The following is a 15729-nucleotide window of genomic DNA, read 5'->3' on the forward strand; positions in this document are numbered from 1 at the left end:
TCGGCCACCCCCTCCTGGTCAGCGGGCGTCGTGGAAGACGAGCCCCAGCGTATGCCGCAGCCCAGACCGCACGGTGCTCACTCCGTGCCGCACAGGGGAGGCCGACCAGCCCCGCGATGACCGTACGGGCCGGTCGCGCGTGGTGAAGATCAGCCCGTGCCCCTGCGGCAACAAGGTCACCGTGCCCCGCGACTGGGCCCGTGGCCGCTGCTCCACCAGCAGGAACTCGCCTCCGGTGTAATCCTCGCCCGGCCGGTCGAGCCCGATCACGACCTGCAACGGGAACACCAGGTCGCCGTAGAGGTCGCGGTGCAGCGCGTTCCAGTCGTCCCGCTCGTACCGCAGCAGGATGGGCGTCGGCTTGGTCTGCCCGACTCTGTGGCACATGTCGAGCCACTCGCCGAAGTCGTCCGGCCACGGCGCGGGCCATCCCAGCTTGGTCGCCCAGTCGCGGGCGATCGGCAGCAGCCGCGGGTAGAGCTCCGCCCGCAGCTTCTCCACCAGCGGCGGGAACGGGCGGTCGAAGTACCGGTACTGCCCGGCCCCGAACCGGTACCGCTCCATGTCGATGGTGGACCGGAACAGCCCCACGTCGTCGTACAGGCTGGAGATCTCCTTGCACTCCTCCGGGGTGAGGAGCGGCGGCATGAGCGCGCACCCGTACGCGTTGACCTCCTCCGTCAGCTTCGCCCAGTTCATGACACCACGCTCCAGAGCCGCGGCTGGAGGGCGCCTTCGAGCGTGAGCAGCTCGTGCTTGCGCTCGACACCGCCCGCGTACCCGGTCAGCATGCCGTCCGCGCCGATGACGCGGTGGCAGGGGCGGACGATGAGCAGCGGGTTCGCGCCCACGGCCGCCCCGACCGCGCGGATCCGGTCACGTGGCGCGCCGACGCGAGCGGCGAGCGCACCGTAGGTCGTCGTGGTCCCGTACGTCAGCGCCGCCACTTCGGCCCACACCCGCTCCTGGAACGGGGTCCCGTGGGAGGCGAGCGGCAGGTCGAACGAGGTCCGCTCGCCCGCGAAGTACTCGGCGAACTGCCGCTCGACCTCAGCGAACGCGGCCGGGTCCCGCTTCAGGCCCGTTCGCGCGCCCACGTCGAACGACACGCGCGTCAACGCCGAGCCGTCGCCTTCGAGCAGGATCTCGCCCAGCGGGCTGTCGATCGTGGTGTAGATGTCCATACCTTCTACAACACCGGCGGGCCCGCGAAAGTCGGCGGTTTTCGGACCTCGCAGCACCACCCCGAAGCCCAAGGCGCAGACGCCTCAAGCGCGAACGGGACCGACGGCGCGGCTGCATCGCACGCCTCTTTCCCGCCGGAAGACCTCACCCCTCCTTTTCCCTGCCCGCCTTCCTCCCACGGATGGACCTCACCCCTCCCCTTCTCTCCGAAAGACCTCAGCCGACGTACGGCGGGAGGCGAGGTGCGGCGCCCGGCTCGGCTTCCCGCCTCTCCAAGGGGCCCAGCCGAAGTGCGGCGAGGCTCGCGGAGTGCCCGCGGCACCGGTGGACGGCGCGGCGATGATCCGCGTAGCCTCAATGACCATGGCCGAATCGCGAGAGCACACCTTCACCGGCACCAAGGGCCTCAACACCATCCGCGAATGGCCCAACGACAGCCCGCGATACGTAGCCGTCCTGATCCACGGATACGGCGAGCACATCGGCCGCTACGAGTACGTCGCGGACCGGCTCGTCCGGCACGGCGCCGCCGTCTACGGCCTCGACCACATGGGCCACGGCAAGTCAGCGGGCGACAGAGTGCTCGTCGCGGACTTCGAGGACGTGGTCACGGATGTGCACACCGTAGAGGAGCGCGCCAGGGCCGACCACCCGGGCGTCCCTGTCGTGGTGATCGGCCACTCGATGGGCGGCATGATCGCCGCCCGCTACGCCCAGCGCTACGGCGACGGCCTGGCCGCGCTCGTGCTGTCAGGGCCGGTGATCGGCGAATGGGAGATCGTCCCGACCCTGCTGGCCTACGAGGAGCCGCCGGACACCCCCATCGACCCGGCCGCTCTCTCCCGCGACCTCTCGGTGGGCGAAGCGTACGCCGCCGACCCGCTGGTTTGGCACGGCCCGTTCAAGCGCCCCACCCTGGAGGCGTTCGCCACGACGCTGGCCACGATCGCCAAGGGCGGCACGCTGGGGTCGCTGCCCACGCTCTGGGTGCACGGGGCCGACGACGAGCTCGTCCCGCTGAGCGGCAGCCGCCCTGGGATCGAGGCGATCAAGGGTACGGACCTGACCGAGCGGATCTACGAGGGCGCCAGGCACGAGGTCTTCAACGAGTCCAACAAGGACGAGGTCCTGGACGACGTGACGGCCTTCATCGAGCGGGCTATTTGACGGAAAGCCACACGTACCCCGAGCCCCGCGTGCGGGTGAGCTGGATCTTCCAGCAGCCGCCCTTCGGGAACACGAACCCCGTACCCCACTCCTCGCCCGGCCGGTGCCAGCTCGACCCGTCGTGCTGCTCCGGACCCCAGGCGAGCTTGGCCGAGGTGCCGTCGGGAAGCGTCGCCGTGACCCGCAGTGGCCCCTCGCCGGTCATCCGCCACACGATCTTGATCTCTTTGTGACTGGCCAGGGGCGGGCCGGGCGCGAACAGCAGCCCCCACAGCTCCGCGTCCTGAGCCGTCCCGCGCACCTCGGGGAACCCTTCACCGAGAATCACCGACGTCCCGTTGCACACCGCCTTGGTAGCCGTCGGACTCGGGGTGATGACCGAGATGCCGGGACTTGGTGGGACGGCGGACCTCACCACGGGGGCACTCGCCACAGGGGCAGGGGCGCGAGCCCCGGCCGAACACCCGGCGACCAGCAAGAGCATCGCCACCATCAACCGCTTCATCGAACCTCCTTGACCTCTCTACTCGAGATCAAGGCAAGAGGTTCCGGCTATGGAGCGCCGAGCACCGGCCAGGAAGATCCAACCCGTATGGCCGCCCCCGATGAGTTTTCCCGAGTAGCCGGGTCTGAATTGAGGAGGAGGCGATATGAGCGAGCAGACATTGGCGACGTTCGCGGGGGTGGCGCTGCTGGAACGGGCGATCGACTACGCGCTGGGCAGCCTGCGCATCGTCACACCGGCGACCCTCTGCCGGGCGACGCCCTGCGCGGGCTGGAACCTCCAGCACCTGCTCGACCACATGGCCGACTCGCTCCAAACCCTGAACGACGCCGCCACCGGCCGCATCTCCCCTCCACGGGAGAACAGGGTTTCAGGGGGTGCTTGCGACACCGCCGGCGGTCGCATCTCCCCTCCACCGGTCGGCGGGGTCTCAAGGGGCGCCGGCCGTAACCCGGCACTCCTCGTCCGGGACGGAGCCACCGAGGTGCTGGGCCTGTGGTCGGGCACCCTCACCGGCAACGGGATGATCGCCATAGCCGACCGTCATCTGACGAGCCCGATGGTGGCCGCGGCGGGCGCGATCGAGATCGCCGTGCACGGCTGGGACGTGGCCAGAGCCTGCGGCGAGCAGCGCCCGATCCCGTCCCTGATGGCCGAGGAACTGCTGGACCTCGCCCAGCTGTTCGTCACAGGGAGCGACCGGCCGCACAGGTTTGCCCCCCGGGTGACCGTCCCCCCGCACGCTCCCGCCCAGGACCGCCTGCTGGCCTACCTGGGCCGCGATCCGAACTGTCCAGCAAGCCCCTGACCAGCCCAACCACCCCAACCTCAAGGACAGAACACCCAGCCCCGGGCAACATTTCCCGCTCACACGCCGTACGATCATCCTGTACGGCAAGTCAGAGGCACTCGTATTCACGAGCACGACAAGCGTCCGGCCGGTCGTCAGCGGGGCGGCGAAGCTGATCGCCGCGACCAGGCCGACCAACGTGGTGGCGACGACCGTTCTTCGTGCGGCCGTCGCCACCACACGCCGCCCTGTCAGGTGTCCTCGCGGAGGACCTCCAGCAGTTGCTCCCCGTATTTCGCCAGCTTGTTCTCCCCGACCCCGTTGACGCCGCTCAGCTCCGCCGTAGAGGACGGACGGGCGGTGGCGATCTCCCTCAACGTCGCGTCGTGGAAGATGACATAGGCGGGCACCCCCTGCTCCTTCGCGGTGGCCGCCCGCCAGGACCGGAGCCGTTCGAAGACCGGGGCGGCCTCGGCGGACAGCTCGACCACCGCCTGGGCCTTGGACGAGGCGGCCACCTTGGCCCGGACGGGGCGCAGGGTGTCGCGGCGCAGCAGCACCTCGCGCTGTCCCCGCAGCACCGCCGCGCTGTCGTCCGTCAGCACCAGCGCGCCGTAGTCGGACTCCACCGCGAGCAGTCCCTGTGCCAGCAGCTGCCGCACCACGCCGTGCCACTCCGCGTTGCCCAGGTCTGTGCCCACCCCGAACACGGACAGCGTCTCGTGGCCGTGCTGCAGCACCTTGGCCGTCTTCTTGCCGAGCAGGATGTCGACCACCTGCCCCACCCCGAACTTCTGCCGTCTCTCCCGTGCCAGCCGCAGCACGGCCGACAGCACCTTCTGGGCGGGGACCGTGCCGTCCCACGACTCCGGCGGCGTCTGGCAGGTGTCGCAGTTTCCGCACGGCTCGGCGCCCTTCTGACCGAAGTAGTCGAGCAGCATCACCCGGCGGCAGCCCACGGTCTCGCACAGCGCCAGCATGGCGTCGAGATGCAGCACCTGGCGGCGTCGGTGCGCCTCGTCGCCCTCCATGGCCATCCGCCGGTGCTGGACGACGTCCTGGAGCCCGTACGCCATCCACGCGGTGGCGGGCAGACCGTCGCGGCCCGCGCGCCCGGTCTCCTGGTAGTAGCCCTCCACCGACTTCGGCAGGTCGAGGTGGGCGACGAAGCGCACGTCGGGCTTGTCGATGCCCATGCCGAACGCGATCGTGGCCACCACGATCAGCCCGTCTTCCCGCAGGAAGCGGGCCTGGTGGGTGGCGCGGGTGCGGGCGTCGAGACCCGCGTGGTACGGCACCGCGGCGATGCCGTTGTCCGTCAGGAACTCGGCGATCTTCTCGACCGAGGAGCGCGACAGGCAGTAGACGATGCCGGACTCGCCGGGATGCTCGGTGCGCAGGAACTCCAGCAGCTGCCGCTTGGGCTCGCTCTTGGGCGTGATGCGGTAGTGGATGTTGGGCCGGTCGAAGCCCGCGACGAAGTGGCGGGCCTGGTCGAGGCCGAGCCTGGAGGAGATCTCGGCGTGGGTGGCCGGGGTGGCGGTGGCGGTCAGCGCGATGCGCGGCACCTCCGGCCAGCGCTCGCGCAGCGTGGACAGCTCGAGGTAGTCGGGGCGGAAGTCGTGACCCCACTGCGCCACGCAGTGGGCCTCGTCGATGGCGAACATCGAGATCTCGCCCTTGGCCAGCAGCCGCAGTGTGGCATCGACCCGCAGCCGCTCGGGGGCGAGGTAGAGCAGGTCGAGCTCACCGGCCAGGAACTCGGACTCGACCAGCTGCCGCTCGTCGAAGTCCTGCGTCGAGTTGAGGAACCCCGCCCGCACGCCGAGCGCGCGCAACGCGTCGACCTGGTCCTGCATCAGCGCGATCAGGGGCGAGATGACCACCCCCACGCCAGGGCGCACCAGCGCGGGGATCTGGTAGCAGAGCGATTTGCCGCCGCCGGTGGGCATGAGGACGAGCGCGTCGCCGCCGGCCACGACATGGTCGATGATCTCCTGCTGTCCCGCCCTGAACGAGTCGTAGCCGAACACGCGGTGCAGAACCTGGGTGGGGGTATCCATGCGGCTACCTTACGTGTTCGGGGGCGAACGTTTCGTGAGTTCCGCCAACGGCGATCAGGCCAGCCTTCGGCGTCCGGACGGCGTCCCACCAGTCTGCCCGACCGCGATCGGTGACCACGACACCAAGGCATTCCCCGCCGCGCTTCGGCGAAGGCGACCGAGGCCTTGGGGGAGCGAGGGGCTGAGGTCCCTTGGGGCCGGGGCTCGTCCACCTCGGACGAGGGCGTGGGCGCGCGCAAGGTGCCCCGTGGATGAGTGCGGGGGTCGGCCGGCTGCCGTGTGGGAGAGGAAGCGGACGCTTGCCGGGCACCCGCAGATGCTCGCTGGGGGAGGGGGTCAGGCGGGAGCGGGGTCGGGGCGGAGAGGGTCGGACAGGGGCGGTGTCGCTGGGTCAGGCGGGGGCGGTGTCGGGGCGGATGCCGCGGTCGTAGGCCACCAGGGAGAGGGCGCCGAGCGCGCACGCCGCCGCCACCGCCCCCATGACGGCCGGATACCCGGCGAACTGGGCGATCCCCGCCGCCAGCAGTGGCGCGACGGCCTTGGCCACCGTGATGGGCAGCGCGAGCGCCCCGCTCAGGGACGCGTACGCCCCCGTGCCGTACCGGTCGGCCAGCAGCGCGGGCCGCGCGATGGTCCCCACCCCGAACCCCAGCCCGAACAGCACGACAGAAGCCACGGCCCCGGCCACGCTCCTGCCCACCAGCGGCAGCAGCATCGCCGCCAGCCCCTGCAACCCGAACATGACCGCTGTGATCAACGCCACCGACCACCGCCCCTGCAGCCCCGTGGTGACGAGCCGTCCCGTGACGGACAGCACTCCGAGCAGCCCCGCCACGCCGGCCGCGAACACGGGCGGATGCCCGAGGGCGATCAGGTACGTGACCAGCAGCACCCCCATGACCCCCACCGCGCCCGTCTGGGTCAGGAAGGCCGCCGCCAGCAGCCAGAAGGGCCGCTCGCGCAGCGCCGCCCCGACGATCTCGCGCCGATCGACATGCGGTGGCGCAGCCCGGCTCCGTACGGCCAGCGCGTGCAGCGGCACGGAGGTCAACGCGTATCCCACGGCCAGGATGACCAGCGCCTGCCGCCACCCGTACAGATCGACGAGGAAGCCCGTCAGCGGCAGGAAGATGCTGGACGCGAACCCCGCCACGACCGTCACCGCCAGTAACGCGCGCGCCCGCCTGGTCGCGTCGAACCAGGCCACGATCACCGCGAACGCCGCCTCGTACAGCACCATCGCCGACGCCACGCCGAGCACCCCGCACACCACGTACAACTGCGCCACCGAGCGCACCTGTGACCACGCCAGCACCGCCAGCCCGCCCAGCACGGAACCCACGGTCATGAGCCCGCGCCCGCCGTGCCGGTCCAGCCAGCGTCCGATGGCCGGAGCCACCATCGCCGACACCAGCACGGCCAGCGTGATCGCCCCGGTGAGTTGCGCGACCCCGGCGTGCAGCTCGCGGGACATCGGCGGGATGAACACCGAGAACGCGTAATAAAGCACGCCGTATCCGGCGGTCTGCGTGACGGAGAGCGCGCCGATCATCCATACATGGGACTTCGATCCGGCGCTGTCGATCACTTCAACATCATTCCCGTTCACCGAACGGAAATACGGTGATAAATGTCACTTCACCGCGCCAAGAACGACAGATTGTGAAATAGGAATAACGTCGTGTCATGAGCTTTTCCTACGTGGTTACCGGCGGTGGACGTGGAATTGGAAAGGCCGTGGTCGAACGGCTACTCGGCGCGAAGGGCACCGTGGTGGCCGTCGAACGCGACCCCGACGCCCTCTCCTGGGCCGGCCCGAGGGTCGTCCCCGTGATCGGCGACGCGGCCGACGAGGAGGTCGCCGCCTGGGCCGCCGACCTGGCCCAGGAGTCGGGCACGCTGCGCGGCTGGGTCAACAACGCGGCCGTCTTCCGGGACGCCTCCGTGCATTCCTCCCCGATCTCCGAGGTCAGGGCCCTGATCGCGGCGAACCTCGACCTCGCCGTCGTGGGCTGCGCCACCGCCGTGCGCCACTTCCTCGCGGCCGGTACGCCGGGCGCCATCGTCAACATCACCTCGCACCAGGCCACCAGGGCGGTGCCCGGCAGCCTCCCGTACGCGACCGCCAAGGCCGCCACGGAGGGCCTGACGAGGTCGCTGGCCGTGGAGTACGGCAGGTACGGCATCAGGGTCAACGCGGTGGCCCCCGGTTCGGTGGCCACGGAGCGGTACGAGGCGTTCCTGGCCTCACGAACCCCTGAAGGGCGGCAGGCCGTCGAAGAGCAACTGGCCAGGCTGCACCCCCTGGGCCGGGTCGCCACCCCCGCCGAGGTGGCCTCCGTCGTGTCGCATCTCCTCTCGGAGGAGGCGGCGTTCGTCAACGGCGCCAGCATCCCCGTGGACGGCGGTCGTACGGTGCTCGGGCTCGACCCGGAAGCCCGGGAATGAAAACCGTTGTCATGCGGTTGAAGCGGCCATGAAGAAGAACCTGCACCCCGCGTACCGCCCCGTCGTCTTCCGTGACCCCAGCGTCGGGTTCGCCTTCCTCACCCGCTCGACCCTGACCAGTGACAGGACGATCGAGTGGGAGGACGGCAGGACGTACCCCGTCGTCGACGTGGACGTGTCGTCCGCCAGCCACCCCTTCTACACCGGCCGCGGCCGCATCCTCGACACCGCCGGGCGCGTCGAGCGCTTCAAGCAGCGCTACGGGAGCAAGTGACGCGCCAGGCGGGCATGCCTTCGCTACCGGTGGGTAAAAGGTGGTCACCGGCGTGGAGCAGTGGTGATGGAGATGAGTCTCTCTGGAAAGGAACGCCGCATTCTCGCTGAGATCGAGCAGGCTCTTGAGCGAGACGACCCCGAGCTGGCCAAGCGCGTTGCGGCGATCAACAGGATCGAGTCCGACGGGAACATCTTCCCGCAGTCGTACACCGACCGGCTGCGTATGTGGGCGCTTGCCCATGTGTGGATGATCTTCACGGTCGGCGCCCTGATGATCGTGCTGCTACTGCTGGCCGTGCTGACCACCTGAGCCGCGGGGTCGTCGTCGCAGCACCGCCAGGTCGATGGCGGCGACGACGGCCACCACGGCGGCGATCGCGGCCTCCCAGCGCCAGACCTCCGCTCCCGTGCTCGCGGCGCGCAGGGCGAAGAACACCGCCGCCGCGACGCCGAGCACCAGCGCCACCAGCGACAGGATCCGCCGGGCGCCCAGTGGGCTACGTGCGGTCAGTGGCTCCGTGCCCGCCCGGTTACGCAGCCACATGATCGATCTCCTTTCCACGCGACAGGCGCTCACGCGAGGCATCTCAGGGCCGCTACGACGCGCGGGTCGATCCCGTGGGAGGCGGGCAGACGCCCGATCGTGGCCTCCACGAACTCGGGGTACGACAGCGAGGCGGTGACTCCGTTCACGGCGGCCCAGATCTCGTCGGCCGTCTGCTCCACCTGCACCTTGGCCTCCTGCTCCTTCAGCACGAACCGCCCCACGGCCACCCGCCACAACGTCCTGTCGTCGGCCTCGGACTCGGCCACGGGCGCGCCGACGTCGTCGGCGTGGGTGGCGTACTCGGAGTCGTAGTGGAAGCCCTGCAATCCGCACGGATAGGGCCCGGCCATCGTGTCGAGCAGCCCGTCCGGTCCGAGCTCCCGCATGCGCCGCCGCGTCTCGCCGTTCTTGGTGCGCCACTCCTCCAGCACGTCCTCCACGGGCATGCCGCGCCGCTGCCGCACCGACCACTCGTTGAAGTCGTTGAACCCCGACACGCCGGCCTTCGAAAGCCGGGTCAGCAGGTTCTCCACGTCCCCGTCCAGGCAGGCGTGGTTGTAGAGCTCCTCACCCGCCAGGTGACCCAGCACGTCGCGTACCGACCAGCCCTCGCAGCGGGACGGCCGCTGCCAGCCGGGCTCGTCGAGCCCGCTGAAGAACCGGTCGAGCCGGGCGGCCTCTGCGTCGAAGATGTCGAACGGGTTGAAGTCTTTGAGCAGATCCTCGGCCATACCCGGACGCTACCCGCTATGTGCCTGCTTTCACGGCCATGGAACCGATGGCGGACCTGACCCGGTTGTACTCGTCGGCGCACGAAGGCGCCCGCTCGGGCGCAACCCAGCCGCCCTGGGCGATGCGGTGGTATTTGGCGGGGTCGGCGCCGTACAGCAGGCAGGAGAACGTGGCGGATTCGGCTGTCGCCGACAGCTCGTCGATGCCGCTGTGACCGGCGAGCAGGTGGCGGGCCTCGGCCGCCGGCACCACGCGCTTGGGCGCGTCGGCGGGGAGCGTCAGCGCCGCGAACTGGTCGGCCTGCGCGTCGCTGTCAGGCAGGCCGTTGAGCGTGGTCAGAGCGTGGCCGAGCTGCTGGTGGAAGAGCACGGACAGCGTGGCCTCCATGCGGGCGGACTCGGTGCCGGCGTCGGTCTCCTCGGTCTCCGAGATGCCGTCCAATACGCGGCGCGCCTGGTCGACCAGCTGGTAGCAGATGGTGATCCGGCGCTCATCCTGGTCCCAGGTGGCCTCCGCCGAGTCGCAGTCACGTGCGACCACCTTGATCGGCGCGGGCAGCCGGATCCCGGTCTCCAGCGCGTCGCTGTCCTTGAGGAGCTTCCTGGCCTGCTCAGCGCGGGGTGAGCCCGGCTGCTCGTAGCGTACGGACAGCTCGGATGAGGGGGCCGCTCCCAGCGTGCTCGTCATGCTCAGGACGAGGGCCATGAGGGGATGCGGCATGCGAGGTCTCCTTCGGGGGTCGTTCAACGCAATGCGACTGTCCATGCGCGGGATGGGTGATCGCTAAACCTGGGGGTGGTGAAGGAGCCGTTCCCAGGCGGAGAAAGCCGAAGGCCCGGCCCCCGAGAGGGGCCGGGCCTCGGTGTGTTGGACTAGCGACGCCACCAGGAGCCGTAGACCCGCACGTAGTCCGTGCGGCTCGTGGCGCCCTGGAGCTCGTCGTCACCGCTGAACACGGCCCTGAACGTGCCGCTCTTGTAGGCGCGCGTCTCGGCGTAGAACTTGCCGCCCCACCTGGTCTTGGCGGAGGCGACCCACTTCCAGCCGCTGGAGCCGTTCGCGCGGAAGTAGACGTTCACCTTCTCGCCGCGGACGCCCTCCCAGCCCTCGTCATTCACCTGAAGACGGCCGGAGAACTCGATCTTCTTGCCCTTGCGGATCTTGTAAGGGTCGGCGCTGAAGCGCGAGATGCGCGTCTCGGACTTGCTCTTCTGGAGCTCGACCGAGAAGAACGCCGTGTCCTTGGCGATCTCCTTGCCGGCGCTGTCGAAGGCCACGGCGGTGGCGCTCCACTTGCCGGTGGCGTCGCCCTCGGTGAAGCCGACGGCGAAGCGCCAGCCCTCGAGGTCCTTGACGTCCTTGGCGCGCAGCGTGCGGACGCCCTCGGGCGCCACGCTGAGCTCGACCTTCTTGACGTCGGAGCTGGCCCCGATGTCGAAGTAGGCGGTCGTCTCGGCTCCGGCCTTGACCACGACCGGGTTGGGCGTGATGTCCCGGATCTTGAGCTGCGTGTCGGTCTTGGTGGCAGCCGCGGCCGCCCCCGCGCCCGACAGCAGCATGGCTCCGCCCACAATGGCGGAGGCGATACCCAGTGCGATCTTTCTCATGAGGGTGCTGATTCCTCTCCCCGTATTGACTCGGAGCCGGCTCGGGGCGGCCGACTCCCTTTACTACTTTGAGCCATGTGAGGGAGGAAAAGTTGGCAAAAGTTAGAGAAAATATTTGATCAAGGCGTTAGCCAGGGGTTATGGCTTTAAATCCACCTGTACCCACGTGACCCAGTACAGTCTGGCCCATGACCGACGTCTACACGCTCGGCGAGCCCCTGGGCGTCGTCACCAGCGGAAGGGTTCGCCACGAGAGCGAGGCCCGGCTGGACGTGTGCGGACCCGAGTTCACGCTGGCCATCGCACTGGCCAGACTCGGGCACCGGAGTGCATACCTGGGCAAGGTGGGCGACGACGAAGTGGGCGCCAGGGTGCTCACCGCGCTCAAGGGCGAGGGTGTGGACGTCGCGGACATGCGTGTGTCCGAAGGGCTGCGTACCGGGCTCATCCTCAGGGAGACCCGCGTCGGCCGCGAACTCAGAGTGACGCAGTACCGCACCGGCTCGGCGGGCTCGCGGCTCACGCCGGGCAACGTGCCCATCGACCGGATCGCCGCGTCGAAGATGCTCCACGTCACCGGCCTCACGGCCGGCCTCGGCAGGGACGCGCTCGAGGCGGTGCGCACCGCCGTGAGCGCCGCGAGGAACGCCGAGGTGATGATCTCCTTCTCGGTCGAGTACGTCCCCGAGCTGTGGCCGTCGGTACGCGAGGCCGAGGAGGTGCTCGGTGAGCTGGCCTGCGCCTCGCACCTGCTCTTCCTCCGCCAGGACGAGCTCGACCTGGTCAAGCCCGCGCTCACGCCCGAGCGCGAGGTCGTGGTGGACCGCGGCGCGAAGGGCGCGAGCGTGCGCGCCGACAGGATGCGGTACGACGTACAGGGCTGGCAGGTCCCCATCGTGGACACGGCGGGCGCGGGGGAGGCGTTCGCGGCCGGCTACATCAGCGCCGCCCTCGACGGCCTCATCCCCCAGGAACGCCTGCACCGCGGGGCGCTGTTGAGCGCCGCCGCGGTGACCAGCGTCAGTGACTGGCAGGGGTTGCCCACCAGGTCAGAGCTCTAATTTGTGGTCAGGGTGAAGGTCGAGGTCGTGTTCTTGATGTTCTGGTAGTTGTTGCCGAACTTCAGGTTGTTGATCGTGGCCGACCCGACGGCCGGGCCCTGTCCCGGCTCGGGCATCTCGTTGACCCAGATGCCGAACCCTGACTTGGCGTCGAAGGCGTCGCCGCTCTTCTGCGCCCCGCTGATCGACACGTTGGTCAGGATCGTGTCCTTGACCGGGTTCAGCGGTGTGCCGCCGGAGTAGCCGGTCTGGAACATGATCCCGCTGTAGGTCGGGTCCACGATGTCCAGGTTGTTGACGCGGATGCCCTGGAACACCTTCGACGAGGAGAACAGCCACATCGCCGGGAACGTCTGCTGCCCCCAGAAGTGCCCGCCGGCTCTGACCAGCGAGATGTTGTCGAAGGTGGTCGGCGGGCTGGCGCCGAACCCGTTCATCGGGATCCCGAAGTCCAGCGAGCTGATCGTGACGCCCGGGTACGTCAGCGTGTCCGCGACGTAGATGTTCCTGAACGTGTTGTCGTACCCGCCGTACACGGCGACGCCCGCGGCCCGCCAGGTGAGCATCGAGGTGAGGTTCTCGAAGACGTTGCCGGTCTGCTCGCCCGGGTTGTTGTCGGTCGCCGAGAACAGCGCGAAGCTGTCGTCGCCGGTGGCCCTGGCCTCGACGTTGGTGACGTGGTTGCCGGTGCTGCCGTTGGTCATGTTGAGGCCGTCGGCGAACAGGTTACGGATCCGCGAGTTCTTGATCGTGATGTTGTCCGTGTTCGAGCCCCAGTACAGGCATATCTGGTGCTCGGCCCAGACGTTGTCGATCGTCATGTTGGCCACGTTCGAGAGGTCGAACACCTTGCCGGGGCCGTCGATGCGCGAGGTGTAGTTGCCGAAGTAGGCGAAGTTCGCGAACGTCGAGCCGTTGGCCGAGGCCTCCGTGCGGAAGCCCACGTCGGTGTTCTCCTGCCCGCTCGGGGAGTAGAACCTGGTGAACCAGGGGCCGGCGCCGACGATCTTGACGGACTTGCCGTAGACCTGGAACTTGCCGGACGTCTGGTAGTCGCCCTGGGGGAGGTAGACGCCGACCAGGTTGGCGTCCATGCGGGCCTTGTCCAAAGCGTTCTGCACGTCCTGCTGCCCGAATCCCGTCGGTACGGCGTACTTCGCCGGGTCCGGGTTGGCGATCGGGGTCGCCTGCTCGAAGTCCACGAAGTCGATCGCGTACGTCTGGCCGTTGGCCGCGTCCTTCTGCAGCCTGATCTTGCTGCCCTTGGGCACGGTGGTGCCGAGGAGCAGGTTCGCCTCGTCGTAGATGTGCCTGGGCGGTCCCGAGCCGGGCGAGTTGTTCGGGCTGGCCTCGGCGCCGTAGAGCCAGGCGTAGCGGGAGGTCAGGTTGACGGCCTTGAGGAACGTGCCGTCGACGTAGACGTTCAGGGTCGAGTTGAGGCCGCCGCCGCCCGCGGCGTCGGGCATCGAGAAGCGGGTGACCAGGGTGTTCGTGTCCGCCCGTGTGGTGAACTCGACGTACGCGCCGGTCTGGTTGAGCGTCACCGCGCGCCGCCCGGAGGCCTCGCCGGCGATCGTGCCGATGTCCCTGCTCGGGCCGACGCGGGCCGCGCCGCCGCCGATCACGGCGTCCTCGGCCTCGTACGTGTCGTACGGCATGTTCGCGCCGCGGCCGACGAAGAGCGGCAACTCGCTGGTGTTGTTGGCGCGCTTGACCGGCAGCTCGTTGGGGTCGTCGGCGAGTACGGTCTTGATCGTGTACTTGCCGTTGGCCGCGGTCCACGTCCCCAGGTTCACCGGGCTCGTGGTGGCGCCCGGGGCGATGGCGCCGCCGGCGGAGCCGGTCAGGGTCTTGACGACCGTGCCCGAGTCGTTCGTGACGGTCAGCGTGACGCCGTGGGAGCCGCCGCTGGAGGCGACCGTGCCCTGGTTCTTGATCGCCACCGAGAACGTCACCGTGTTGCCCGCGGCGGGGTTGCCGGGCGTCCAGGCGACGGGGGAGGCGATCAGGTCGGCCGTGTCGACCGGCTTCACGGTCAGTGTGCCGGTGGCGGTGTTGTTGCCCTCGTTCAGCTCGATGACCTTGTCGTCCTCGTCCACCTTGGCGGAGAGCTGGTAGGTCCCGGCGTCCCTGGCCCCGATGTTCGCGGACACGGTGGTCGACGCCCCTGCGGCCAGCGCGCCCACACTGGCGCTGCCGACCTTGGTGCTGCCCGCGTAGAAGTTCACGGAGGTGGCGGCGGAGCCCGCGGTGCCCGCGTTCTTGACCGTGGCGGACAGCGTGACCGCGTCGGTCTCGACCGGCGCTGCCGGGCTCGACGTGAGATTGCTCGCGGTCAGGTCGGGGTTGGCCGACGCGGCGCCGAAGATCTGGAACTCGGCCACCTGTCCGCCCGGCGCGCCGGAGTTGGCGGTGATCTGCAGCCGGACGTCGGCGACCTTGGCGGTCACCGGGATGGTCACCGAGTTCCCCGTGGCCGGGTCGAAGGTGTACGTGGCCGAGGAGACGAGGTTGGTGAAGCCGGTGGCGCTCTGCTCGCGGCCGAGGACCTGGATGGTCTGGGTGCGCCTGGCCCAGACGGGGTCGGGGTTGAGCTTGAGTGTGATCGAGGTCAGGTCGGCGTTGGCGCCGAGCTGCACGGTGAGGGTGTTGGGGTAAGTGGCGCCTTCCCAGTACGTCTGGAGGTTGTTGTCGTTGGCGTTGGCGGCCACGTACGTGTGGGTGTGCGAGGACTCGATGATCGGCTTGCCGAGCGCGAGGTTGGTGCCGTCGCCCGGCGGCGGGTTGTCCGGCGGGCTGCCCCACACCTCGAACTCCGAGACCTGGCCCGCCGGCCAGCCGGTGTTCGCGGTGATCTGCAGCCGGACGTAGCGGGCGGTCGTGGCCGTGAAGGTGATCGTCGCGGTCGGGTTGAACGTGTACGTCGCCGAGGCGACGATCGTGCTGAAGCCGGAGCCGTTCGTGCTGCCCTGGACGGTCAGCGTCTGGGTACGGCTCGGCCAGCCGGAGGGCAGCTTGAGCACGAGCTTGTTGACGCTCGCGCCGACGCCCAGATCGACCTGGACCCATTGCGGGAAGGCGTTGTTGGCCGACTCCCAGTAGGTGGCCTGGTTGCCGTCGGTGACGTTGGCGGCGGCGTAGACGTCGGTGGAGCTGCTGGCGGTGGCGGTCTTGCCGGCCGCGAGGTTGGTGTCGGCCGCCGCGTACGCGGGTGCGGCCAGGAGTCCGATGACTAACGAAAGGGCGGCTAACAGAGCTCTCATGGGGGTGGCCCTTCGGGTAAGGCGGATGGCCGAACCATAAGATGCCGAGCAGATAGCCGCAATATTTCGACGATATTTCGCAAGC

At 69.3% G+C, this 15729-nt stretch carries 16 protein-coding genes; 6 read left to right on the forward strand and 10 right to left on the reverse strand.

The features are described 5' to 3' along the window. Window positions 1–18: 18 nt before the first annotated feature. Complete coding sequence (locus tag ACQPWU_RS09920; RefSeq protein WP_433438536.1) at window positions 19–699, reverse strand: 2OG-Fe(II) oxygenase; 681 nt, start codon at window positions 697–699, stop codon at window positions 19–21. After that, on the reverse strand, window positions 696–1184 hold the full coding sequence (locus tag ACQPWU_RS09925) for a methylated-DNA--[protein]-cysteine S-methyltransferase (protein WP_433438537.1): 489 nt from the start codon (window positions 1182–1184) through the stop codon (window positions 696–698). The genes ACQPWU_RS09920 and ACQPWU_RS09925 overlap by 4 nt, the downstream gene beginning before the upstream one ends. A 364-nt stretch (window positions 1185–1548) precedes the next feature. On the opposite strand from ACQPWU_RS09925, the gene ACQPWU_RS09930 reads away from it, so the two are divergent. Continuing rightward, window positions 1549–2352 carry an alpha/beta hydrolase gene (locus ACQPWU_RS09930; RefSeq protein ID WP_433438538.1) on the forward strand — a complete coding sequence of 268 codons (804 nt, stop codon included), beginning with the start codon at window positions 1549–1551 and terminating at the stop codon, window positions 2350–2352. Here ACQPWU_RS09930 and ACQPWU_RS09935 read toward each other — a convergent pair. After that, window positions 2345–2857 (reverse strand): hypothetical protein, encoded by a 513-nt coding sequence (locus ACQPWU_RS09935; protein WP_433438539.1) that lies wholly within the window; start codon window positions 2855–2857, stop codon window positions 2345–2347. The two genes, ACQPWU_RS09930 and ACQPWU_RS09935, sit on opposite strands and share 8 nt — an antisense overlap. 145 nt (window positions 2858–3002) lie before the next feature. Between ACQPWU_RS09935 and ACQPWU_RS09940 the strand changes: the two genes are divergently transcribed. Beyond that, a complete protein-coding gene (locus ACQPWU_RS09940; protein WP_433438540.1) occupies window positions 3003–3665 on the forward strand; it encodes a maleylpyruvate isomerase family mycothiol-dependent enzyme in 663 nt (220 codons plus the stop codon). 233 nt (window positions 3666–3898) lie between these two features. On the opposite strand, the gene recQ is transcribed toward ACQPWU_RS09940, so the two are convergent. Both recQ and ACQPWU_RS09950 read right to left on the reverse strand, forming a co-directional pair. Further along, a complete protein-coding gene (gene recQ, locus ACQPWU_RS09945; protein ID WP_433438541.1) occupies window positions 3899–5710 on the reverse strand; it encodes a DNA helicase RecQ in 1812 nt (603 codons plus the stop codon). Between the two features lie 391 nt (window positions 5711–6101). Then, window positions 6102–7298 carry an MFS transporter gene (locus tag ACQPWU_RS09950; protein ID WP_433438542.1) on the reverse strand — a complete coding sequence of 399 codons (1197 nt, stop codon included), beginning with the start codon at window positions 7296–7298 and terminating at the stop codon, window positions 6102–6104. 98 nt (window positions 7299–7396) lie between these two features. Here ACQPWU_RS09950 and ACQPWU_RS09955 point away from each other — a divergent pair, with 98 nt between their 5' ends. From ACQPWU_RS09955 to ACQPWU_RS09965, 3 genes are all read left to right on the forward strand, one after another. Beyond that, on the forward strand, window positions 7397–8158 hold the full coding sequence (locus tag ACQPWU_RS09955; RefSeq protein WP_433438543.1) for an SDR family NAD(P)-dependent oxidoreductase: 762 nt from the start codon (window positions 7397–7399) through the stop codon (window positions 8156–8158). A 28-nt stretch (window positions 8159–8186) separates the two neighbouring features. After that, entirely contained in the window at window positions 8187–8432 is a 246-nt protein-coding gene (locus ACQPWU_RS09960; protein ID WP_433438544.1) for a type B 50S ribosomal protein L31, read from the forward strand. Between the two features lie 72 nt (window positions 8433–8504). After that, window positions 8505–8744: a DUF3040 domain-containing protein gene (locus ACQPWU_RS09965; RefSeq protein ID WP_360713020.1), complete on the forward strand. Its 240-nt coding sequence runs from the start codon at window positions 8505–8507 to the stop codon at window positions 8742–8744. Here ACQPWU_RS09965 and ACQPWU_RS09970 read toward each other — a convergent pair. The 4 genes from ACQPWU_RS09970 to ACQPWU_RS09985 form a co-directional block, all read right to left on the reverse strand. Further along, on the reverse strand, window positions 8718–8978 hold the full coding sequence (locus tag ACQPWU_RS09970; protein WP_433438545.1) for a DUF6343 family protein: 261 nt from the start codon (window positions 8976–8978) through the stop codon (window positions 8718–8720). The two genes, ACQPWU_RS09965 and ACQPWU_RS09970, sit on opposite strands and share 27 nt — an antisense overlap. 29 nt (window positions 8979–9007) lie before the next feature. Beyond that, window positions 9008–9712 (reverse strand): maleylpyruvate isomerase family mycothiol-dependent enzyme, encoded by a 705-nt coding sequence (locus ACQPWU_RS09975; RefSeq protein ID WP_433438546.1) that lies wholly within the window; start codon window positions 9710–9712, stop codon window positions 9008–9010. A 16-nt stretch (window positions 9713–9728) separates the two neighbouring features. Next, the gene (locus ACQPWU_RS09980; protein WP_433438547.1) at window positions 9729–10433 is read right to left on the reverse strand and encodes a DUF4344 domain-containing metallopeptidase; all 705 of its coding nucleotides are present in this window, start codon (window positions 10431–10433) and stop codon (window positions 9729–9731) included. A gap of 152 nt (window positions 10434–10585) precedes the next feature. Continuing rightward, window positions 10586–11320: a hypothetical protein gene (locus tag ACQPWU_RS09985; protein WP_433438548.1), complete on the reverse strand. Its 735-nt coding sequence runs from the start codon at window positions 11318–11320 to the stop codon at window positions 10586–10588. A 188-nt stretch (window positions 11321–11508) separates the two neighbouring features. Here ACQPWU_RS09985 and ACQPWU_RS09990 point away from each other — a divergent pair, with 188 nt between their 5' ends. Then, window positions 11509–12381: a sugar kinase gene (locus ACQPWU_RS09990; protein ID WP_433438549.1), complete on the forward strand. Its 873-nt coding sequence runs from the start codon at window positions 11509–11511 to the stop codon at window positions 12379–12381. Here ACQPWU_RS09990 and ACQPWU_RS09995 read toward each other — a convergent pair. Further along, window positions 12378–15644 carry a discoidin domain-containing protein gene (locus ACQPWU_RS09995; protein ID WP_433438550.1) on the reverse strand — a complete coding sequence of 1089 codons (3267 nt, stop codon included), beginning with the start codon at window positions 15642–15644 and terminating at the stop codon, window positions 12378–12380. The two genes, ACQPWU_RS09990 and ACQPWU_RS09995, sit on opposite strands and share 4 nt — an antisense overlap. Window positions 15645–15729: the final 85 nt, after the last annotated feature.

The organism is Nonomuraea sp. CA-141351 (assembly GCF_050944675.1).
In the GTDB taxonomy this organism is placed as follows: Bacteria; Actinomycetota; Actinomycetes; order Streptosporangiales; family Streptosporangiaceae; genus Nonomuraea.

Coding starts and splice junctions, on each gene's coding strand:
- ACQPWU_RS09920 (WP_433438536.1), bottom strand. CDS start 699: ATGAACTGGGCGAAGCTGACGGAGGAGGTCAACGCGTACGGGTGCGCG.
- ACQPWU_RS09925 (WP_433438537.1), bottom strand. CDS start 1,184: ATGGACATCTACACCACGATCGACAGCCCGCTGGGCGAGATCCTGCTC.
- ACQPWU_RS09930 (WP_433438538.1), top strand. CDS start 1,549: ATGGCCGAATCGCGAGAGCACACCTTCACCGGCACCAAGGGCCTCAAC.
- ACQPWU_RS09935 (WP_433438539.1), bottom strand. CDS start 2,857: ATGAAGCGGTTGATGGTGGCGATGCTCTTGCTGGTCGCCGGGTGTTCG.
- ACQPWU_RS09940 (WP_433438540.1), top strand. CDS start 3,003: ATGAGCGAGCAGACATTGGCGACGTTCGCGGGGGTGGCGCTGCTGGAA.
- recQ (WP_433438541.1), bottom strand. CDS start 5,710: ATGGATACCCCCACCCAGGTTCTGCACCGCGTGTTCGGCTACGACTCG.
- ACQPWU_RS09955 (WP_433438543.1), top strand. CDS start 7,397: ATGAGCTTTTCCTACGTGGTTACCGGCGGTGGACGTGGAATTGGAAAG.
- ACQPWU_RS09960 (WP_433438544.1), top strand. CDS start 8,187: ATGAAGAAGAACCTGCACCCCGCGTACCGCCCCGTCGTCTTCCGTGAC.
- ACQPWU_RS09965 (WP_360713020.1), top strand. CDS start 8,505: ATGAGTCTCTCTGGAAAGGAACGCCGCATTCTCGCTGAGATCGAGCAG.
- ACQPWU_RS09970 (WP_433438545.1), bottom strand. CDS start 8,978: ATGTGGCTGCGTAACCGGGCGGGCACGGAGCCACTGACCGCACGTAGC.
- ACQPWU_RS09975 (WP_433438546.1), bottom strand. CDS start 9,712: ATGGCCGAGGATCTGCTCAAAGACTTCAACCCGTTCGACATCTTCGAC.
- ACQPWU_RS09980 (WP_433438547.1), bottom strand. CDS start 10,433: ATGCCGCATCCCCTCATGGCCCTCGTCCTGAGCATGACGAGCACGCTG.
- ACQPWU_RS09985 (WP_433438548.1), bottom strand. CDS start 11,320: ATGAGAAAGATCGCACTGGGTATCGCCTCCGCCATTGTGGGCGGAGCC.
- ACQPWU_RS09990 (WP_433438549.1), top strand. CDS start 11,509: ATGACCGACGTCTACACGCTCGGCGAGCCCCTGGGCGTCGTCACCAGC.
- ACQPWU_RS09995 (WP_433438550.1), bottom strand. CDS start 15,644: ATGAGAGCTCTGTTAGCCGCCCTTTCGTTAGTCATCGGACTCCTGGCC.